Annotated in this window: 19 protein-coding genes, 1 tRNA gene and 1 other RNA gene; 16 read left to right on the top strand and 5 right to left on the bottom strand. The window is 70.2% G+C overall.

What is annotated here, in order from left to right; translation table 11 throughout:
* Positions 1 to 6: 6 nt before the first annotated feature.
* Positions 7 to 723 carry a ComF family protein gene (locus ACFHWU_RS22220; RefSeq protein WP_416591461.1) on the top strand — a complete coding sequence of 239 codons (717 nt, stop codon included), beginning with the start codon at positions 7 to 9 and terminating at the stop codon, positions 721 to 723.
* A 270-nt stretch (positions 724 to 993) separates the two neighbouring features.
* Positions 994 to 1,689: a ribosome hibernation-promoting factor, HPF/YfiA family gene (gene hpf, locus ACFHWU_RS22215; protein ID WP_416556094.1), complete on the top strand. Its 696-nt coding sequence runs from the start codon at positions 994 to 996 to the stop codon at positions 1,687 to 1,689.
* A 100-nt stretch (positions 1,690 to 1,789) separates the two neighbouring features.
* On the opposite strand, the gene ACFHWU_RS22210 is transcribed toward hpf, so the two are convergent.
* The gene (locus ACFHWU_RS22210; RefSeq protein ID WP_416556095.1) at positions 1,790 to 2,917 is read right to left on the bottom strand and encodes a GNAT family N-acetyltransferase; all 1,128 of its coding nucleotides are present in this window, start codon (positions 2,915 to 2,917) and stop codon (positions 1,790 to 1,792) included.
* A gap of 172 nt (positions 2,918 to 3,089) precedes the next feature.
* Here ACFHWU_RS22210 and secA point away from each other — a divergent pair, with 172 nt between their 5' ends.
* Positions 3,090 to 6,044 carry a preprotein translocase subunit SecA gene (gene secA / locus ACFHWU_RS22205; protein WP_416556096.1) on the top strand — a complete coding sequence of 985 codons (2,955 nt, stop codon included), beginning with the start codon at positions 3,090 to 3,092 and terminating at the stop codon, positions 6,042 to 6,044.
* Positions 6,045 to 6,078: 34 nt separating this feature from the next.
* On the opposite strand, the gene ACFHWU_RS22200 is transcribed toward secA, so the two are convergent.
* Together ACFHWU_RS22200 and ACFHWU_RS22195 are read right to left on the bottom strand one after the other, a co-directional pair.
* Positions 6,079 to 6,729, bottom strand: a complete 651-nt coding sequence (locus ACFHWU_RS22200; RefSeq protein WP_416591460.1) for an Rv3235 family protein — start codon at positions 6,727 to 6,729, stop codon at positions 6,079 to 6,081.
* A gap of 122 nt (positions 6,730 to 6,851) precedes the next feature.
* The gene (locus ACFHWU_RS22195) at positions 6,852 to 7,079 is read right to left on the bottom strand and encodes a helix-turn-helix transcriptional regulator (RefSeq protein WP_416556098.1); all 228 of its coding nucleotides are present in this window, start codon (positions 7,077 to 7,079) and stop codon (positions 6,852 to 6,854) included.
* Between the two features lie 108 nt (positions 7,080 to 7,187).
* Between ACFHWU_RS22195 and ACFHWU_RS22190 the strand changes: the two genes are divergently transcribed.
* Positions 7,188 to 7,688: a DUF6912 family protein gene (locus ACFHWU_RS22190; protein ID WP_416556099.1), complete on the top strand. Its 501-nt coding sequence runs from the start codon at positions 7,188 to 7,190 to the stop codon at positions 7,686 to 7,688.
* Between the two features lie 19 nt (positions 7,689 to 7,707).
* Here ACFHWU_RS22190 and pruA read toward each other — a convergent pair whose 3' ends face one another.
* Positions 7,708 to 9,336, bottom strand: a complete 1,629-nt coding sequence (pruA, locus tag ACFHWU_RS22185) for an L-glutamate gamma-semialdehyde dehydrogenase (protein ID WP_416556100.1) — start codon at positions 9,334 to 9,336, stop codon at positions 7,708 to 7,710.
* A 184-nt stretch (positions 9,337 to 9,520) separates the two neighbouring features.
* Between pruA and ACFHWU_RS22180 the strand changes: the two genes are divergently transcribed.
* The 10 genes from ACFHWU_RS22180 (at position 9,521) to ACFHWU_RS22135 (ending at position 18,280) form a co-directional block, all read left to right on the top strand.
* Complete coding sequence (locus tag ACFHWU_RS22180; RefSeq protein ID WP_416591459.1) at positions 9,521 to 10,567, top strand: hypothetical protein; 1,047 nt, start codon at positions 9,521 to 9,523, stop codon at positions 10,565 to 10,567.
* Between the two features lie 111 nt (positions 10,568 to 10,678).
* A complete protein-coding gene (locus ACFHWU_RS22175; protein WP_416591458.1) occupies positions 10,679 to 12,022 on the top strand; it encodes a serine/threonine-protein kinase in 1,344 nt (447 codons plus the stop codon).
* Between the two features lie 220 nt (positions 12,023 to 12,242).
* Positions 12,243 to 12,758 carry a PadR family transcriptional regulator gene (locus tag ACFHWU_RS22170; protein WP_123603708.1) on the top strand — a complete coding sequence of 172 codons (516 nt, stop codon included), beginning with the start codon at positions 12,243 to 12,245 and terminating at the stop codon, positions 12,756 to 12,758.
* A gap of 45 nt (positions 12,759 to 12,803) precedes the next feature.
* Positions 12,804 to 13,919, top strand: a complete 1,116-nt coding sequence (gene prfB, locus ACFHWU_RS22165) for a peptide chain release factor 2 (protein WP_282233698.1) — start codon at positions 12,804 to 12,806, stop codon at positions 13,917 to 13,919.
* A 219-nt stretch (positions 13,920 to 14,138) separates the two neighbouring features.
* Entirely contained in the window at positions 14,139 to 14,819 is a 681-nt protein-coding gene (gene ftsE / locus ACFHWU_RS22160; RefSeq protein ID WP_123603706.1) for a cell division ATP-binding protein FtsE, read from the top strand.
* Between the two features lie 96 nt (positions 14,820 to 14,915).
* Positions 14,916 to 15,791, top strand: a complete 876-nt coding sequence (gene ftsX, locus ACFHWU_RS22155) for a permease-like cell division protein FtsX (protein ID WP_416556103.1) — start codon at positions 14,916 to 14,918, stop codon at positions 15,789 to 15,791.
* A gap of 152 nt (positions 15,792 to 15,943) precedes the next feature.
* Positions 15,944 to 16,420: an SsrA-binding protein SmpB gene (gene smpB, locus ACFHWU_RS22150; RefSeq protein ID WP_416556104.1), complete on the top strand. Its 477-nt coding sequence runs from the start codon at positions 15,944 to 15,946 to the stop codon at positions 16,418 to 16,420.
* A gap of 123 nt (positions 16,421 to 16,543) precedes the next feature.
* Positions 16,544 to 16,917, top strand: a transfer-messenger RNA (tmRNA) gene (gene ssrA / locus ACFHWU_RS22145).
* Positions 16,918 to 17,041: 124 nt separating this feature from the next.
* Positions 17,042 to 18,016, top strand: a complete 975-nt coding sequence (locus tag ACFHWU_RS22140) for a hypothetical protein (RefSeq protein WP_416591457.1) — start codon at positions 17,042 to 17,044, stop codon at positions 18,014 to 18,016.
* Positions 18,017 to 18,019: 3 nt separating this feature from the next.
* Positions 18,020 to 18,280 carry a hypothetical protein gene (locus ACFHWU_RS22135; RefSeq protein WP_416591456.1) on the top strand — a complete coding sequence of 87 codons (261 nt, stop codon included), beginning with the start codon at positions 18,020 to 18,022 and terminating at the stop codon, positions 18,278 to 18,280.
* Here ACFHWU_RS22135 and ACFHWU_RS22130 read toward each other — a convergent pair.
* Positions 18,242 to 19,045, bottom strand: a complete 804-nt coding sequence (locus tag ACFHWU_RS22130; RefSeq protein WP_416591455.1) for an S-methyl-5'-thioadenosine phosphorylase — start codon at positions 19,043 to 19,045, stop codon at positions 18,242 to 18,244. The two genes, ACFHWU_RS22135 and ACFHWU_RS22130, sit on opposite strands and share 39 nt — an antisense overlap.
* A 235-nt stretch (positions 19,046 to 19,280) precedes the next feature.
* Here ACFHWU_RS22130 and ACFHWU_RS22125 point away from each other — a divergent pair, with 235 nt between their 5' ends.
* Positions 19,281 to 19,835, top strand: a complete 555-nt coding sequence (locus tag ACFHWU_RS22125) for a YqgE/AlgH family protein (RefSeq protein WP_416591465.1) — start codon at positions 19,281 to 19,283, stop codon at positions 19,833 to 19,835.
* Between the two features lie 90 nt (positions 19,836 to 19,925).
* Positions 19,926 to 19,998 (top strand) — tRNA-Ala (locus ACFHWU_RS22120).
* The last annotated feature ends 268 nt before the right edge of the window (positions 19,999 to 20,266 follow it).

Genomic DNA, 20,266 nt, shown 5'->3' with positions numbered 1-20,266 from the left:
GCGGTGGTGGTGGGCGACATCTGGTCGGCACTGGCCGACCTGGTGCTGCCGGCGGAGTGCGCCGGTTGCCGCCGCACCGCCGGCCGGCTGCGGTTCGGCGTGTGCGGCCGGTGCGCCGATGAGGTGCAGCGGCTGCGTCCCCGGCCGGTACGCCCCGAGCCGGCCCCGCCCGACCTGCCACCCTGCGTGGCGTTGGGCGAGTACGCCGGGGTACTGCGGGAGCTGCTGCTGGCGTACAAGGAGCGGGGCCGGCACGGGCTGGGTCGGCCACTGGGCCGGCTGCTCGGCGACGCGGTCGCCGCAGCGGTCGGCACCGGTGGGGACCGGCCGGTGCTGCTGGTCCCGGTGCCGAGCACCGCTGCGGCGGCGCGGGCCCGGCACGGTGATCATCTCGCCCGGCTGACCCGGTACGCGGCGGCCCGGTTGCGGATCGACGGCCGGCGGGTCGCGGTGGCGCGGCCGCTGCGGGCCCGGACCCGTCCGGACTCGGCCGGGTTGGACAGCGCGGCGCGGCTGGCGTCCGCCCGGACGGCGTTCCGACCCCGGCGGGTCGGACTTGACATCTCGCTGCGGGCGGATCCGCGACTGCGGGTGATCGTGGTGGACGACATCGTCACCACCGGTGCGACGCTGGCCGCTGTGCACCGGCTGCTTGTCGCGCAGGGACTGCCGGTGTACGCCGCCGTGGTGCTCGCAGCGACGCGACGCCGTTACCTGCGGTAGTCAGTGTCTAGCGTCCTTTGTCAGGGTTTGTTCATAATCTGGGAATCTTCGTGCACCGGTCTCTGCCGAACTGATGACGCGCCGCCGTCGGCGAGTTAGCGTAGGCACATCAGGGGTATGGCCGGTGGTTGAATAACCATCTGAGGTGTCCCGGAGGGAGGTGTATTCCGCTACCCGGCCGGTTGACGCCGACCACTCTTGGTTCGCTGACCGGTCCCAAATTATTTCGCAGCGACACCGATCGTTGAGATCGTTCCAGGGAGGTCACGCGTGGACATCGTGGTGAAAGGCCGTAACGTAGAGGTCCCCGACCACTACCGGGCCCATGTAGCCGAGAAGTTGGCCAAGGTCGAACGGTACGACCACAAGCTGATGCGCGTCGACGTCGAGTTGTTTCACGAGCGCAATCCCCGTCAGTCGGACCACTGCCAGCGGGTCGAACTCACCTGTGTCTCGCGCGGGCCGGTGATCCGGGCGGAAGCGTGCGCCAAGGATTTCTACAGCGCCCTCGACGCCGCCATCAGTAAGTTGGACACCCGGCTGCGCCGCGCCGCCGACCGGCGCCGGGTACACCGCGGCCGGCACGCGCCGGTCTCGGTGGCCGAGGCGACCTCCGGGCTGCCGACCGCCGGGCTGAACGGATTCGCCCCGTTGCCGCCGTCCCAGCCGACCGAGGAGCCGGCGACATCGGTCGCGGTACTCGACCGCACCGCGCAGGATTTCACCGACGATGGGTACGAAGACGTTGCCGACGAGTACGACGACCAGCCCTGGCACATCGTCCGGGAGAAGGAGCACCCGGGCGATCCGATGACGGTCGACGACGCGTTGTTCCAGATGGAACTGGTCGGGCACGACTTCTATCTTTTCCTGGACAAGGAGTCCGGCCGGCCGAGCGTGGTCTACCGCCGCAAAGGCTACGACTACGGTGTCATCGCGCTGGCTGAACCGACCGTCACCGCCTAATCGACCACCATTTTGACAATTCGTGGTCGACCGGTCGGATACCGTTGGCCGTCGCCGCCAAACGGGCGGCCGTCGATGGTATCCGACCGGCCTGCGCGGCTCACGCTTTGTCGAGGTCGGCCGGTAGCAGCGAGTACTGGACACTGTCGTGGCGGCTGGCGTCCGCGCCGGGCAACTGGGCCCGGTTCTGCCCTTCGCGCTGAAAGCCGGCCCGCTTCAGTACCCGCTGGGACGCGACGTTGCTAGGCAGCGCACCGGCGGCCAACCGGGCGACGGCCGTGTTGGCGAAGATCCACCGGGCGAGCAGCCGTACCGCCCGAGCGGTGTAGCCGCGCCCGCGCCACTGGGGCAGCAGCGAATAGCCGATCATCGCCTCGCCGAGTTCCGGACTCAGATAGCTGAGCCCGATCCGCCCGGCCGGCGTCCCGCTGGCCGCGTCGCAGACGACCACGTCGATTCGCTGGCCGGCCAGCCACCTCCCCGGTGCCTTGGCGCACTGCGCCTCGATCAGGGCGCGGGTCGGCACCACCGGTGGGACCGAGGTCGCGGCGACGTCGGGCAGCGACTCCAGGTGGTACGCGAAGTCGGCGTCGGCCGGGCCGAGCGGGCGCAGCCGGACCACCCCGTCGGTCAACCCGTCGCCGGGCAGGTCCGGCAGGGTGCGTGGGGTCGGTCCCGGTGGGTCGCCGGCCAGTCGGGTCCAGACCATCAGGTCCTGCCGGTCGACGGTTGGCAGTCGGCCGGGCTGGCTGGCGGCGCCTCGGCGTACCCCCTCGTAGCTGAAGCCGGCGGCCAGCGCCACCCGCTGGCTGACCGCGTTGGCCGCGTCGGTGAGCAACTCGACCCGGCCGAACCCGGAGCGCACCGCGTGGCCGGTGGCGGCGATGGCGGCCGCGGTGGCCGCTCCTTTGCCCCGGGCCCGGGGCGTGATCCAGTAGCCGACCTCGATCTGGGCCCGCTCGGGTACCGCCCGGCTGAGCCCGACGCAGCCGAGCAGCTCGTCGCTGCCCGGGTCGGCGATCGCCCAGGCTGCGCCGCCGCCGGCCCAGGCGGCGGTGGACCCCTTGGTGATCCAGTGCAGTGCGTCGGCGACCGTGTATGGCCGGGGCAGGTCGGGGATGAACCGCTGGGTGGTCGGATCGCCGCAGGCCTCGGCGACCGCAGGGGCGTCGTCGGGCAGAAACATCCGAAGCCGGACGCCGCCCTCGGTGAGTTCGACGGGTTCCACCGGCCCATCCTGACGCAGCTTTCGCGCAGGGCATAACGCATATGCCAGGCGTACCACGTCGACGTGGTCCGTTATGTCGGAATATCCGGTGCTGGATGCGGGCTGCGACTGCCGCCGTACCGATTGATGCGCCTACGATGGTGGGGCACACCGTCTAGGGGAGCGTTGATCCGTGTCGATTCTTGAGAAGGTCCTCCGCGCCGGCGAGGGCCGCATGTTGCGTCGGCTCAAGGCGGTCGCCACGGCCGTCAACTCGATCGAGGACGACTACGTCGACCTCACCGACGCGGAGCTGCGGGAGCTGACCGACCAGTACCGTCAGCGGTACGCCGACGGCGAGTCCCTCGACGACCTCCTCCCAGAGGCGTTCGCCACCGCCCGGGAGGCCGCCGCCCGGGTGCTCGGCCAGCGGCACTACGACGTGCAGATCATGGGCGGCGCGGCGCTGCACTTCGGCAACATCGCCGAGATGAAGACCGGTGAGGGCAAGACGCTCACCTCGGTACTACCGGCGTACCTCAACGCGTTGTCCGGCAAAGGCGTGCACATCGTAACCGTCAACGACTACCTGGCCGAGCGGGACGCCGCCTGGATGGGCCGGGTGCACGAGTTCCTCGGGCTCACCGTCGGCGTGATCCTGCCCAACCGGCCCTCGGCCGACCACCGCGCCGCGTACCAGGCGGACATCACCTACGGCACCAACAACGAGTTCGGCTTCGACTACCTGCGCGACAACATGGCCTGGTCAAAGGACGACCTGGTGCAGCGCGGGCACAACTTCGCCATCGTCGACGAGGTCGACTCGATCCTGATCGACGAGGCGCGGACACCGCTGATCATCTCCGGTCCGGCCGAGCATTCCGCCCGCTGGTACGGCGAGTTCGCCGCCGTGGTCAAGCGGATGCAGGTCGGCAAGGACGGCGAGGGCGACTACGAGATCGACTACGCCAAGCGCACCGTCGCGGTGACCGAACGGGGCGTCGCCAAGGTCGAGGACCGACTGGGCATCGACAACCTGTACGAGTCGGTGAACACCCCGTTGGTCGGCTACCTGAACAACGCCATCAAGGCCAAGGAGCTCTACAAGCGGGACAAGGACTACATCGTCAACGACGGCGAGGTCCTGATCGTCGACGAATTCACCGGCCGGATCCTGCACGGCCGCCGCTACAACGAGGGCATGCACCAGGCGATCGAGGCCAAGGAAGGCGTCGAGATCAAGCAGGAGAACCAGACCCTCGCCACCATCACCCTGCAGAACTACTTCCGGCTCTACAGCAAGCTGGCCGGGATGACCGGTACGGCGCAGACCGAGGCCGGCGAGTTCAACAAGGTCTACGACGTTGGCGTGGTGACCATCCCGACCCACCGGGAGATGGTCCGGATGGACCGGGCGGACGTCATCTACAAGACGGAGAAGGCCAAGTTCAACGCCGCCGTCGAGGACATCGCCGAGCGGCACGCGGTGGGCCAGCCGGTGCTGGTCGGCACGGTGTCGGTGGAGAACTCGGAGATCCTCTCCCAGCTGCTGCGTCGCCGGGGCATCCCGCACGCGGTGCTCAACGCGAAGTTCCACGCCAAGGAAGCCGAGATCATCGCGCAGGCCGGCCGTAAGGGCGCGGTCACCGTGGCGACCAACATGGCCGGCCGCGGCACGGACATTCTGCTCGGCGGCAACCCGGACTACCTCGCCGCGGCCCAGCTGCGCCAGCGTGGGCTCGACCCGGTCGAGCACGCCGAGGAGTACGACAAGGCGCTGGAAGACATCATGCCGCAGGTCAAGCAGGCCTGCGCCGCCGAGGCCGAGGAGGTCTCCGCGGTCGGCGGCCTCTACGTGCTCGGCACCGAGCGGCACGAGTCCCGCCGGATCGACAACCAGCTGCGCGGTCGCTCCGGCCGGCAGGGCGACCCGGGTGAGTCCCGGTTCTACCTGTCGCTGCAGGACGAGCTGATGCGGCGGTTCCGGGCCGGGGCGGTCGAAGCGGTGATGGAGCGCTTCAACATCCCCGAGGACGTGCCGATCGAGTCCAAGATGGTGACCCGGCAGATCAAGAACGCCCAGGCGCAGATCGAGGGCCAGAACGCCGAGACCCGTAAGAACGTCCTCAAGTACGACGAGGTGCTCAACAAGCAGCGCCAGGTGATCTACGCCGAGCGGCTGCGGGTGCTCAACGGCGAGGACCTGCACGACCAGGTCACCAAGATGATCGACGACGTGGTCGGCGCGTACGTCGACGGGGCGACGGTCGAGGGCTACGCCGAGGACTGGGACTTCGACCAGCTCTGGTCCAGCCTCAAGCAGCTCTACCCGGTGGGGATCACCGTCGACGAGCTGATCGAGGAGGCCGGCGGCGAACGCAGCGCGGTGGACGCCGACTTCCTCCGGGCGCAGGTACTGGAGGACGCCCACGCGGCGTACCAGCGCCGTGAGGAGGAGCTCGGCACCGACGCGTTGCGGCAGCTGGAGCGGATGGTCCTGCTGCAGGTGATCGACCGCAAGTGGCGCGAGCACCTCTACGAGATGGACTACCTCAAGGAGGGCATCAGCCTGCGGGCCTACGCCCAGCGTGACCCGCTGGTCGAGTACCAGCGTGAGGGCTACGCGATGTTCGCCACCATGATGGACGGCATCAAGGAGGAGACGGTCGGCTTCCTGTTCAACGTCGAGGTGCAGGTGCAGCAGCCGGGGGCCCCGGCTGACGGTGCCGGCGCGCCGGCGGGGGAGCGGCCCGGACCCCGGATTCCGGTGCCCGATGGTGGCGCCGGAGTCCAGGTGAGTGCCAAGGGCCTTGGCGCGGCACCGCGTCCGCAGGGCCTGCAGTACGTCTCGCCCACCATCGACGGTGCCGACAGCGGGGTGCAGGTGCAGCAGGCACCGGCGTTGGGCGTCGGCGGCCCACCGGCCGGGCGTGCGGGCCAGGGCGGTCAGGGCCAAGGCCAGCGTGCGGGGCAGGGCCGCCCGCCCGCCGCCAGCCGACCGGCGGCCGGTCCGCCGGTGCCGGCGGCCGCCGGCCGCCGAGCCGCCCCCGGCCAGGCCGTCAGCAGCAACGGGCCGTCACGCAACGCGCCCTGCCCGTGCGGGTCTGGCAAGAAGTACAAGCGCTGCCACGGCGCTCCCGGAGCCTGATCCCGGCGGTACCTGATCCCGGCGGGTTGCCCGGTCACACGACGTCGACCGTGGTGCTCAACCAGCCGGTTGGCCGGCGTTCCAGCCGGAAGGCGAGCGCCCAGCTGCGTTCGTCGGTGCCGAGCACCGCGACGGCCTCCGCGACGCCGCTGACCGGCTCGCAGATCCGCAGCTGACGGACCCGGAGCAGGTCGACGGGGCGCCGCCCACCGCGGACGATCGGCGTCGGATGCGGCGATGCCGGCCCGCGTCGGGCCCGGCCCGGTTCGTCCGGTCTCCGGACCCGGTCGACGGCGACGGCCAGCTGCGCGCCGACCGCGAGCGCCTGTGCCGGGTCGGCGAGCCGGCGGATGTGGCCGGCCGGGCGGAACCCGTTGATGATCTCCAGGCTCGCGGCCAGGAACCGGTGCGCGGCCCGGCGGGCCTCCGGTGACGCGCCGGCGAGCGCGCCCGGCGGCAGCCCTCCGTGGCCACCGGCCGACCCGTTGGCCGGTCGGCCGACGGAGGTCGCGGACCGGTCGGCGACCACCGCGCCGGGTGCCGCCCCGGCCAGGTCGAGCGCCAGCTGTACGCCGGGACCGGGACGCATGTCGAACTGAGCCGGCTCGTCGGTGAACGGCGGGTCCAGCGGTGGGGCGGGTCGCAGTCGGACGGGGGGACGTCGGATCCGGGTCGCGACAGTCATCCGAGCTCCTGTTGATCTTGCGTTTGCCTTCGTTTGCCTTCGGCAGACCAATTTGAATCCAGCATGACGCCGTCCGTCAACGTCTGTCGATGACGGTGTTCGGACAACCAGTAGGCGCCGGACTACTCCGGCTCGCGCTCGATCAGCGGGTTGCTCTGCACCCACTGCGCCGTCTCGGCGTACTTGCGCTGGATGTACTTCTCCAGCTGGGCGCGTTCCACCCGCCACTGTCCGCGTCCGCCGATCTTGATCGCGGGCAACTCGCCACTGCGAACCATGTGATAGACCTGCGAGTCGGATACGTTGAGTTCGGCGGCGACGTCGGACAACTGCAGGAACCTCGGCTCCACGGTGACTCCCGGCTCGTCTACGTCGGTCGGTTCAGTGTGCCACCGTGGCCCCGCAGGGCCGCTCGGCGGCGTACATTGCATCAGCGACGACATCTGTGGGGGGCGAGCGTGTCCGACAACCTGCTCCGGGTCTACGTCCCGGCCACCCTGCCGGCGCTCGCCGGGCTCCGCGACACCGGCCAACTCGCCGCCGACGTCGCGCACACGGTGACCCCCGCACTGCGGGAGTGGTACGTCGAAGGTGACGAAGAGGAGCTGGAGTACGTCGCGTTCACCCGCGCCGCCCAGGAGTCACTGCGCCACCTGCGCGACGATGCGGCCGCCCCGCGCCGGCGGGTGGTGATCGCCGTCGACCTGCCGGCGGACGCGCTGAAACGGTCGGTCGCCGAGCTCGGCTCCAGCACCGTGACGCTGGCCGGCCCGATCGCCTTCGCCTCGGTCGCCGCGGTGCACGTCGACGGCGACGAGGCGGTCGACGATGTAGCGGCGGCGGTGGCCGCCGTGTCGCAGGCCGCCGTCGGTGACCCCGACGCCCAGTTCGTCGTGGACGGTGCCGAGGACCATGAGCTGGAGTGGTACGACGTGTCCGAGCTGGAGACGCTGCTGTGACCGGGCCGGCCCGCCCGGCTCAGCCCATGTGCGGGTAGCGGTGGTCGACCGGCGGCACGAACGTCTCCTTGACCGTGCGCGGCGACGTCCAGCGCAGCAGGTTGTGCTTCGACCCGGCCTTGTCGTTGGTGCCGCTGCCCCGGGCGCCGCCGAACGGCTGCTGCCCGACGACCGCCCCGGTCGGCTTGTCGTTGACGTAGAAGTTGCCGGCCGCGTACCGCAGCATGGCGCCGGCCCGGTCGATCACCCGCCGGTCGGTCGCGAAGACCGACCCGGTCAACGCGTACGGAGCGATCTCCTCGGCCTGGGCCACCACGTCCCAGAACTGGTCGTCGTCATAGACCGACACGGCCAGGATCGGGCCGAAGTACTCGGTGCTGAACACCTCATGCCCGGGATCGGTGCAGGTCAACAGGGTGGGCCGGACGAACCAGCCGACGCTGTCGTCGACCGTGCCACCGGCCAGCACCTGACACGACGGGTCGTTGCGGACCCGGTCCAGCACGGCCGCGTGCCGGGCGAACGCCCGGTCGTCGATCACCGCGCCGCCGAAGTTGGTGAAGTCGGTCACGTCGCCGTAGGGCAGTGACTCGACCGTCGCGACCAGTCGGTCCCGCAGCCCGGCCGTCCACAGCGACTTCGGCAGGTACGCCCGGGACGCCGCCGAGCACTTCTGTCCCTGGTACTCGTATGCGCCCCGGACCAGGGCGGTGTGCAGCGCTGCCGGGTCGGCGCTGGGATGCGCCACGATGAAGTCCTTGCCGCCGGTCTCGCCGACCAGCCGGGGGTACGAGCGGTACCGGCCGATGTTCTCCCCGACGGTCCGCCACAGCTGCTGGAACACCCGGGTGGAGCCGGTGAAGTGGATGCCGGCCAGGTCCCGGTCGGCCAGCGCCACCTCGGACACCGCCAGCCCGTCCCCGGTGACCAGGTTGATCACCCCCGGCGGCAGCCCGGCGGCCTCGAACAGCCGCATGGTGAAGTGGGCGGCGAACTGCTGCGTCGGGGACGGCTTCCAGACCACCGTGTTGCCCATCAGCGCCGGCGCGGACGGCAGGTTGCCGGCGATCGCGGTGAAGTTGAACGGGGTGATCGCGTAGACGAAGCCCTCCAACGGTCGGTGGTCGAACCGGTTCCACACCCCGGGTGCGGATCGGGGCTGCTCGGCCAGCACCTGTTGACCGAAGTGCACGTTGAACCGTAGGAAGTCGATCAGCTCGCAGGCCGAGTCGATCTCCGCCTGGTAGGCGGTCTTGGACTGACCGAGCATGGTGGCCGCGTTCACCGTGTCCCGCCACGGGCCGGCCAGCAGGTCGGCGGCGCGCAGGAAGACCGCGGCCCGTTCGGCGTACGGCAGGTTGCGCCAGCCCGGTGCGGCCTGCTTCGCCGCTGCCACCGCGGCTTCGGCGTCGGCCGGCTCGGCGTTACCGGTCACCCCGAGAACGTGCCGGTGCCGGTGCGGCATCACCACCTCGATCGGCGCGCCCGCCGCCATCCGCTGCCGGCCGCCGATCGTCATCGGCAGCTCGATCCGGTCGGCCGACAACTCGGTGAGCCGGCGGCTCAGGTCGGCCCGCTCGGCGCTGCCCGGCGCGTAGTCGCGGATCGGTTCGTTGCGGGGGTCGGGGGTGGCGGGAACGGCGTCCATCACAGGCTCCTGGCGTGATCTCGACAACGTCGGCGAAAGACGGACCCGTCGGGGCACCCGGTGGGGCGGCCACGGCGACGCGGTCCGGGGCCCATCGTCGCACGCTCGGCTGACCCGCACGCCGATCCGCGTACGCTGGTCGGCACCGGACGACAGCACGCCGACGACCAGGAGGGCACCAGCGATGACCAGCCAACCCGCAGTCGCCCCCGACGCCGAGTCGGGCCCGGCCGGCTCGGTCGGCGCGGCAGTCGTTCTCGGCCTGCTCAGCCTCGCCTGGGTGACCCTGCTGATCGTCTCCGTGTTGAGCACCCTGGGGTCGTCCACCGACGGGGTGCTCGCGGTGACCGAGACCGCGTACGGGCTCCCGGCGGTGATCTTCGCGGCGCTGATCGCCGGAGCGGGTGTCGCCCAGGCGGCCCGCCGACTGGCGGACCGGTGGCTGGGCGCGGCAGCGGTGCCGAGACTGCTTGTCGCCCTCGGCTGCGGAGCGTCGACCGGCGTCGGTGCCGCCGCCGCCGTCGTGTTCGGCGACGGCCGGGGCGGGTCGGCCGTCGAGATCCTCGGCTGGGCGCTGTTCGCCGGCGCCACGGTCGGCGGCGCGTTGACGGGTCTGCACCGCCGGGCCGGCCTGCTGACGGCGGCGGCCGCCGCCGGCGCGCTGGCGGTCGCCGGCACGACGACCGCCCGGGAACTTGCCAAGGGGCCGTTGCTGGAGCTGTTCGGAGCCGCCGACACCGCCGGGTCCGTGCTGGCCGCGCAGTCCCGGCTGGTCTGGGCCACCGCCCTGCTGGCCGGCGCCCTCGCCGGGCTGGTGACCTTCGGCTACCTGCACCGGGCGGTACGCCGGTCCGGCCGGCCGCTGCCCTGGCCGGGATACCTGGTCGCCGGGGCCGGTCCCGGCTTGCTGTTGGTGATCGCCGAGGTGGTCACCCGGGTCGGTGGTGCCCAGTTGCTCGATCTGGCCCGGTCGTTCAGTGAAAGCGACCAGGCATTCCAGACCATGGCCGACGGGGCCCGGATCAACTCGGCGCTGATCGTCCTGTTCACTGCGGCGTTCACCGCGTTGATCTGCCTCGGCCGGACGTTGCCCGGCCAGCCGGATCCGGAGCCGGCCGCAGATGCCGCGCCGACTGCGGATGCCGAGCCGGCGGTGGGTCCCGAACCTGCTGTCGGCTCCGAGCCGGCGGTGGGTTCCGAGCCGGCGGTGGGCTCGGCCGGCACCCGCTGACGTCCACGGTCGGACAACTTCCCGTCACAGTGACGCGGATCCCTCCCAGGTTCGTGCCAAGCGTCGCTTTGGTGACCGTCGTGCCTCAGCCGCACACCTACCGTCGACGGAGTGGACGGGCAGTACGGCACGCGACAGGCGCTCGACGGGCGGTACCGGCTGGGGGCGCAGTTCTCCCGTGGGGCGGTTGGCGCGGTGCACCACGGGCACGATCTGCGCGACGACGTGCCGGTGGCGGTGAAGGTGCTCCGGTCGGACGCCGCCGAGTATCCCGATCTGGTGGAGGGCTTCCACACCGAGGCTGCTCTGCTGTCCCGGCTGGACCATCCGAACGTGATCCGGCTCCGGGCCCGGACCGCCGTGGGCGACCTGCCCGCCCTGGTTCTGGACCTGGTCGACGGCGACGACCTGCGCCACCGGGTCCGCCGGGACGGTCCGCTGCCCCCGGCTGTCGCGGTCGCCGTCGCCGCGCAGGTCGCCACTGCTCTGTCGTACCTGCACGAACGGGACATCGCGCACGGCGATGTCAAACCGGCGAACCTGCTGGCGCCGGCGGACGGCGGCCGGGTGCGGCTGATCGACTTTGGTGCCGCCCGGACCGGGCCCGCGTCGGCGCCGGACCGGGCCACCCTGGCCACCCCGGAGTACGCCGCGCCGGAGATTGCCAGCGGCGGTCCGCCGACCTGGTCGTCGGACGTCTACGCGCTGGGCATCGTGCTGTTCGAGTTGCTGTGCGGCCGTACGCCGTACCGGGGCGGGAGCGCCGACGAGGTCCTCGCCCGGCACCGGCGGTGTGTGCCGGTACCACCGCCCGGGCTGCCACCGGCGGTGTGGCCGGTGATCGAGCAGTGCCTGGCGGCACGGCCGGCCGACCGGCCGACCGCCTGGTCGCTCGTCGCCCGGCTGCGTGGTCTGGAACCGGCGCTCGACGGCTGGCCGGCGTTGCCGGCGTTGCCGGCGGATACGGTCACCTGGTGGCCCCGGGACGTTGCGGCCGCTTCCGCGGCTCCGGTGGGAGCGCGGCCACGACGCCGGGCGCTGCAGTTCGGCGGATTGGCCGGAGCGGGGCTCGCGTTGTCGGCGTTGGTAACGGGTCTCACCCTGGCGGCCGGACAGGGGGCCGGCTCGCAGCCGGGCCGGCTCAGTGGCCCGATCGGCCCGGTCGGCGCGGCGGTGCCGTCGGCACCGCCGGCTGCGGAGTCATCGCCGAGGTCGGTTTCCCCGGGCGATCAGCAGGGCGGGACGCCGTCGGGGAGCCCGGTTGGTCCCACCGGCCAGGTAGGTTCGAGCGGGACGGCTGGGTCTGGTGTGGCCATCGGGACGCCGCAACCGTCCGATCCGGGACAGCTACCAGGCTTTCCGGAGGATATGCCCGGTGACCTGGGGCTCCGGATCGGGGACCCGGTGCCACAGTGGCCGATGTCCGGGGTGGCCGGACCGGACACTCCGAACTAGTCAGACGAAGTAGACTTCATGCCTCAAACTTCACTAATGATTCCTGTGCCTAGGCATGTTGCTGCGGGTAACATATTCTTTGTCCGTTTTGCTGCCTGATGGTAAATATTGATCTTCCTTACCGGACCGTCGTCCACAGACAGTGCACTTTAGAACACGGTTGGTCGCGGATCGCGCCAAATCCTGGACGTAGAGGCGACAAAGTGGCAGCGTAGAGGGCATGGCGGATGTACGAATCAATCCCACGGCGGCAGCCCTTCTCGGACTGCTCCATGAAGGACCCATGACAGGCGGGCAGCTGATGGCTGAAGCTGACCGTCGACTTGGCGCTTACTGGTCGATGACCAGAAGCCAGGTGTACCGGGAGCTACCGGTGCTTGCCGAGCAGGGCCTGGTCCGGCTCGGCAAGCCCGGGCCGCGGTCGAGCCAGCCGTACGCGATCACCGCAGCCGGCAAGCGGGCGTTTCTCAAGTGGTTGGCCGACGCCCCGGGTCGCGACTCGGTGCGCAACCCGATCGCGTTGCGGGTGGCGTTCGGTGAGCACCACACGGCCGACCAGTTGAAGACGGTCTACGCGGACGCGAGCGAGCACCACACCGAAGCGCTGGCCGCGGCCCGCGAGCAGGCCCGCGAGGCGAAGAAGAACGGCGACACCTTCGGGGCCGCCGCGCTCGAGTTCGCCGTCGCCTACCACAAGGCCGCACTCTCCTGGCTGAAGACCGCACCGGTGGGCTGACCACCGGCGGCGGTCGTCGGTGGTCACGACGTATTGTTGTCGGTTGTGACCACTGCCGACTATGCCGACCAGCTAAAAGATCTTGACGCCACGCTTCGCCGGATCGAGGCGGTCATCGACATTGATCGACTGCGCCGCGACCGGGCGGAGCTGGAGGAGGCTGCCTCTGCCCCCGACCTCTGGAACGACCAGGCGAGGGCACAGCAGGTCACCTCCCGGCTGTCGTACGCGAACGCGGAGATCGCCAAGCTGGAGTCGTTGCGCACCCGGCTGGACGACGCGGCCTTGCTGCTGGAGATGGCGCAGGCGGAGGAGGACGCCGGCACGGTTGCTGAAGTCGGCACCGAGCTGGCCGGGTTGCACAAGGCGATCGAGGAGTTGGAGGTGCGCACGCTGCTCTCCGGGGAGTACGACTCCCGGGAGGCGCTGGTGGCGATCCGGGCCGGGGCCGGCGGTGTCGACGCCGCCGACTTCGCCGAGATGCTACTGCGCATGTACCTGCGGTGGGCGGAGCGGCACGGCTACCCCACCGAGGTCTACGAGACGTCGTACGCGGAGGAGGCCGGTCTCAAGTCGGCCACCTTCACGGTCAAGGCGCCGTACGCGTTCGGCACCCTCAGCGTTGAGTCCGGAACGCACCGTTTGGTGCGGATCAGCCCATTCGACAACCAGGGTCGGCGGCAGACCAGCTTCGCCGGCGTCGAGGTGCTGCCGGTGGTCGAGCAGACCGATCACATCGACATCCCGGAAAACGAGATCCGGGTGGACGTCTACCGGTCCTCGGGGCCGGGCGGGCAGAGTGTGAACACCACCGACTCGGCCGTACGGCTCACCCATATCCCCACCGGCATCGTGGTCACCTGCCAGAACGAGAAGTCCCAGCTGCAGAACAAGGCGGCCGCGCTGCGCGTGCTGCAGGCCCGGCTGCTGGAGCGCAAGCGGCAGGAGGAGCAGGCCAAGATGGCCGGGCTCAAGACCGACGCCGCCGGCTCGTGGGGCGACCAGATGCGGTCGTACGTGCTGCATCCGTACCAGATGGTGAAGGATCTGCGGACCGAGCAGGAGACCGGCAACCCCACCGCGGTGCTCGACGGCGACCTGGACGCCTTCATCGAGGCTGGCATCCGCTGGCGCAAGCAACAGGAACTCGCCGAGGACTGATACTGGCGGCAGTTGCCCAACTACTATTCGTATCCAAGTCTCATGTACGGCCTGTGACTGAGCCCATCATTTCGGGTGGTGTCGGTTCGGTCCAGACGGCTGATTTCCTGGGTTTCGCGGGGATTTGCTGGTACGAAACCTCGCGCATTACCGACATAGGAGACATCTACCATCAGGCTGGACTTGGCGTAGCCGTTACACCGCGTAGACTCACCACCCGTGATTGCGCTCGAGCAAGTGACGAAGACGTACCCGAAGGCGTCCCGGCCCTCGCTGGACAACGTGTCGGTTGCGATCGAGAAGGGCGAGTTCGTCTTCTTCATCGGTCCGTCCGGCTCCGGCAAGTCCACGATCATCAAGCTGCTGCTGCACGAGGTGACCCCCAACCAGGGCAAGGTCATCGTCAACAGCAAGGACGTCACGACCATGCGCTCCTGGAAGATCCCCAACTTCCGGCGCTCCATCGGTTGCGTGTTCCAGGACTTCCGGCTGCTGCCCAACCGCACCGCGTACGAGAACGTCGCCTTCGCCCTCGAGGTGATCGGCAAGACCAAGGCGGTCGCCCGGCGGGTCGTCCCGGAGGTGCTGGAGCTGGTCGGCCTGGGCGGCAAGGAGCACCGCTACCCGCACGAACTTTCCGGTGGTGAGCAGCAGCGCGTCGCGGTGGCCCGGGCGTTCGTCAACCGGCCGCTGGTGCTGCTCGCCGACGAGCCGACCGGAAACCTCGATCCGGACACCTCGATCGAGATCATGCGGCTGCTGGACCGGATCAACCGCACCGGTACCACGGTCGTGATGGTCACCCACGACTCGAACATCGTCAACCAGATGCGGCGGCGGGTCATCGAGATCGAGGCCGGCCGGATCGTCCGCGACCAGGCTCGCGGCGTCTACGGCTAACCAGCCACCACGGCTCCACCGGGGCCTGTGTCGGCCGGCACCGGCACGTGGCGGCCTGGTACCACCATCCAGCGGCAGATCCGGAAGAGGAACCCGATGCGCGCGAAATACGTCCTGTCCGAGGTGATGGTCGGGCTGTGGCGCAACGTGACGATGACCGTCGCCATGATCATCACCATGGCGGTGTCGCTCACCATGCTGGGCGCGAGTGGCCTGATGTACCTGCAGGTCAACTCGATGAAGGACTTCTACTACGATCAGATCGAGGTTTCGATCTTCCTGGTGTCCGACGTCTCTGACGAGCAACGCGACAGCCTGCAGAGCTCGCTCGACGCCGACCCGTTGATCTTTAACGTCACGTACGAGTCCAAGGATGAAGCGTACAACCGCTTCCAGACGCTCTACGCCGACGCCCCGGACCTGGTCAATGCGGTCGAGCCGGACCAACTGCCCGAATCGTTCCGGATCAAGCTGGTCGATCCGGAGGAATACCAGGCGATCTTCGACAAGTACAACGGCACCGAGGGCATCGACGAGATCGTTGACCAGCGCAGGCTGCTCGACAAGATCTTCAACATCCTCGGCTCGGTGCAGAGCATGGCGCTGATCGCCGCATCGATCATGGCGGTGGCGGCTCTGCTGCTGGTCGGCAACACGATCCAGGTCGCGGCGTACAGCAAGCGGCGCGAGGTCGCCGTGATGCGGCTGGTCGGCGCCTCAAACTGGTTCATCCAGGCCCCGTTCGTACTCGAAGCCGTCGTCGCCGGCCTGTTCGGCTCGCTGCTGGGCTTCGGCGCCCTGGTGCTGGGCAAGATGTTCCTGCTCGACGGCTCGCTGCGCGACCTCACCGAACTGCTGACCCCGATCGAGTGGAGCAGCGTACTGCTGATGTTCCCGGTGATGGCCGGCGTCGGTGGCCTGGTCAGCGCGATCACCGCCTGGGTGACGCTGCGCTTCTACCTGCGGGTCTGACGCTCGACCCGATCGACTCGATCTGCCGCCGCGCGCCGGCCGGTACCGGGAAAACCGGTACCGGCCGGCGCGTCGTCGCGGGGTAACATGGCGCGGTTGTCCGTCGGCGCCGCGTCTGCGCAGCAGCGCCTGGGTCCGGAGAGGAGGCAGCCATGCCGCGGGAGAAAGGGCGCAAAGTCGTCGCTTCGAACCGCAAGGCCCGGCACGACTACGCCATCAGCGACGTGTACGAGGCCGGCATGGCGCTGACCGGCACCGAGGTCAAGTCGCTGCGGTCCGGCCGGGCCTCGCTGGTGGACGCCTTCGCCCAGGAACGGCAGGGCGAGATCTTCCTGTACGGCATGCACATCCCGGAGTACGACCAGGGCACCTGGACCAATCACGAGCCCCGCCGGACCCGCAAGCTGCTGCTGCACCGCACCGAGATCGACCGGCTGCTCGGCAAGCTGCGGGAGGGCGGTCTGACCCTGGTCCCGCTCTCGGTGTACTTCTCCGACGGCTGGGCCAAGGTCGAGCTGGCACTCGCGCGCGGCAAGAAGTCCTACGACAAGCGACAGGACCTGGCCAAGCGGGACGCCGACCGGGAGATCCAGCGGGCAGTGGGCCGGCGCGGCAAGGGGATGGGCTGACCGGGTAGCACCTTCTGCCCGTAGCCGGTTCAAGCCTTCTGGCCGTAACCGGGATGAAGCCCGGGGCCGGAGGCGTTAAGATCGGTACGGACGCGGACCACCTCCGGGCCGCGCCGCACACCAGGGGGTGACTGGTTTCGACTTCGTACGTTGCGGCAGGGGAAGCGAGCCGAGGAAGCCGACGTCGTCTCGTGAATCGGTCGTCGGAAACCAATAAGCGCCAACTCTAAGCGCGCTGACTTCGCTCTCGCCGCCTGAGGCGAGTAGCAAGTCTGTCGGTCTGGGACTGCCTTCGGCCCAGTAACCGGCATCAGTGAGAGGGCTGGCCTAGCGAACCCGGTCGCGGGGTTCGTGCGGCGAGATCAAACGCGACTGGGCCCGTCACATCGACTCGCTCGCGTGATCGATGGGGCCGAGTAGAGGCACAGCGAGCTGCGCTCGGAGAAGCCCTGGCAAGACGCCGAAGGACCCGGGTTCGATTCCCGGCACCTCCACGGACGACAGCCGGCCCACCGCCACCAGGCGGTGGGCCGGCTGCGTTGTACGGTCGGCTTCACTATGTGTAGTCGATCGCCTAGTTGGTCCGGGAACCCGCTGCCAACCTGGTGCGTCTGACCCGACATGCGCCGTTTCACCGCCCTGTTGGGCATATCACTGATCCTGATCGCAGGTTGCGCGCGGACCGACGGGACCGGACCCGGCGGGCCAGGCGGGCCCGCCGACGAACGCTGGGAGAGCTTCCAGCAGCGCGCCGACGAGGTCGCCGAGGCGTGGCGCACCGCCAGCGGGCGGCAGGAGTGGCTGGCCGGCTACGCACCCCTGCAGAGCCGTACCGTCCTTCCCGCCGAGCCCGGGTTCACCCCGGAGACCGAGCAGGCGTTCCTCGCCGGGTGGTATCGGGCCGAGCTGACCGTGCCGACCGAGACACCCGCCGACGGCACCGTCGACTTCCCCGACGGGACGCTGAGCGTACCGCTGGTCAGCGCCGCCGACGCGTACGCCGAGCTACGCCAGGGCGACCCGCCGCAGTGCGAGGCGGCCCGGCCCGGCCCCACCGGCAGGGCCACCGACCGGGCCGGCAGCGCCGCCCCCGGCCCGGACGACAGTGTCACCAACTCCGGTGAGCTCGGCTGCCAGGCGCTGACCGTCACCGCCGCCACGCTCGGCACCGTCGATCTGCTGACCAGCCGGGGCACGGCGCAGGTGCCCGCCTGGCTGTTCGACGTCGCCGAACTCGACGGTTCGGTCGCCCGGGTCGCCGTCGACGAATCGGCCGCCGTACCGGCCCCAGAACCGCAGGTGCCCGAGCCGGCCGGGATGACCACGTTCGTCACCGCGCAGAACCTTACCGGCGTCGACGGGACCGACCTGGCGTACCGGCTCGGCGTCGGCGCCTGCGACAGCGACATCACCCCGTTCGTGCAGGAGTACGCGGACGCCGTAGTGGTCGCCGGCGGCGTGACCCGCACCGCGCAGGAGTGCACCGACCAACTGCTGTTCCATCCGGTCACCGTGACCCTCGACGAGGCGCTCGGTGCCCGTACAGTGCTCGACGCGCTCACCGGTCGCCCACTGCACGTCGTCGCGGTCGGCTGAGCCATGCCACAGCCGTACGGCCCGGGCCAGGAACCGGACGACACCGCCGTGACCATGTCCCAACTGCTCGACCGGGGCTTGCCCGGGCAGCGCCAACCGGCCGAAGCCTGGAACCTTCCCGCCGGGGAGGTGGTGATCCTGGCCGGTGACGCGGCGACCGGCAACCGGATCCGGATGTGCCTCGACGTCGCCGGGATCAGCGCCGCCGTGGTGGTGCTGGCACCGTCAGGGCAGCTCGAGGGGCAGGGTGATGCCGTCGAGTGACCGCGGGCACGGGCAGTCCCGATCCATCGGCCAGGTCTCCAGCGCGGCCAGCAGCAGCGTGCGCAGCCGGGCGGTGTTCTCGCCGAACACCCGGAACACCTCTTCCTGGGTCACCGCGTGCCCACCCTCGACACCCGCGTCCAGATCGGTCACCAGGGCGATCGACGTGTAGCACAGCGCCAGTTCCCGGGCGAGAACGGCCTCCGGGTGGCCGGTCATGTTGACCACCGCGCCGCCGATCGCGGTGAACCACCTGGACTCCGCCCGGGTGGAGAACCGTGGCCCCTCGACCACCACCACCGCACCGCCGTCGCGTGGCTGCAGGCCCTGCTCGGCGCCGACCCGCAGCAGCACCGACCGCCCAGTGGGGCAGTACGGGTCGGCGAAGCTGACGTGCACCGCACCCTGGTCGTAGAAGGTCTGCACCCGTCCGCTGGTCCGGTCGATCAGCTGATCGGGCACGACGAAGGTGCCCGGGCCGAGCTCCGGGCGCAGCCCGCCGACCGCGCACGGCGCCAGCACCTGGCGTACGCCGAGCGAGCGCAACGCCCACAGGTTGGCCCGGTACGGGATCCGGTGCGGCGGATGCCGGTGGTCTCGGCCGTGCCGGGGCAGGAACGCGACCCGCCGTCCGCCGACGTCGGCGACGGTGATCGAATCGGACGGTTCACCGTACGGCGTCGGCACCCGGTGCTCCGTCGCGTTGTCCAGCAACGCGTACAGCCCGGATCCGCCGATCACCGCCAGCTCTGCCTGCGCCTGCATCAGGTCCCTCCCGGTTTCGGGCAGGGTGGCCGGAAACGCCCGTGCCACGCCCGCGCGGTTAGACCTTAACCGGGCGCTGTCGAGCAAGCTATGGTGCCAGGCATGGCTTTCACTGCACCCGTGGCGGATCGGCGCCGCGCCGTCCGCGCGGACCGTGGGGGTCGTGACTGCGCCGCGTGGGCAGGTACGGGAGGTCGAGGTGCACGGTGAAGGTCAGCGGATCGGGGGACGGTCGATGGCGTCGATGACCGGCCAACTGCTGGTCGCGACGCCCACGCTCAAGGATCCCAACTTCGACCGTACGGTCGTGCTGCTGGTCGCCCACGAGGCCGGGGGAGCGCTCGGGGTGGTGCTGAACCGGGCTACCGAGGTGCCGGTCGCCGAGGTGCTGGGCGGCTGGAGCAGTCTCGCCCGGGAGCCGTCGGTGCTGTTCGAAGGCGGCCCGGTGCAGCCCGAGTCGGCGATCTGTCTGGCCCGTACCCGTAGCCAGACCGGCCGGGTGAAGGGCTTCCACCGCATCGCCGGCCCGCTCGGCACGGTCGACCTGTCGACCGACCCGGGGCCGCTCGCCGAGTCGATCTCCGGGATCCGGGTCTTCGCCGGCTACTCGGGCTGGTCGGCCGGGCAGCTGGAGGAGGAGATCAACGCCGGCTCCTGGTTCGTGCTGGAGGGCCTGCCGGACGATCCGTTCATGGCCCGCCCGGACGATCTGTGGCCGATGGTGCTGCGCCGCCAGCGCGGCATGATGGCGGCGGTGGCCCACTTCCCGGCCGACGTCTCGATGAACTGACCCCGCGACCCGGGCGGCCGACCCCGCGAGATGACCGCGCGGGGCGGCGTGTGTAGTATTGCCGGGTGCCCGGGAGATCCGGGCCGACCGGGGGCCGTGGCGCAGCTGGTAGCGCACCACACTGGCAGTGTGGGGGTCAGGGGTTCGAGTCCCCTCGGCTCCACCCGTGTTTATGCACGTTGACTGACTTCAGTCGTCAATGGCTTTTTCTTGTGATTTCATGGTCGCCGGTAGTTCGTCGAGCGGTTTGAGAGTCCGTGGCCATTCCGGCCGGCCGGTCGCGGTGACCGCAGGCGGTGCGCCTCCCGATGGCATGCGGTGGGTAGGCGACGATGATCGCGGACGACGGATCGGTCGCGTCGGCACGGGTCCGTTACCGGACCCGCGCGCCCGGCACGTCTACATGATCAATGATCACCGCCGCTGGCAGC

It is taken from the genome of Micromonospora sp. LOL_015 (assembly GCF_048060275.1).
GTDB lineage: Bacteria > Actinomycetota > Actinomycetes > Mycobacteriales > Micromonosporaceae > Micromonospora_E.
This window is presented reverse-complemented; position numbering and strand designations above follow the sequence as displayed.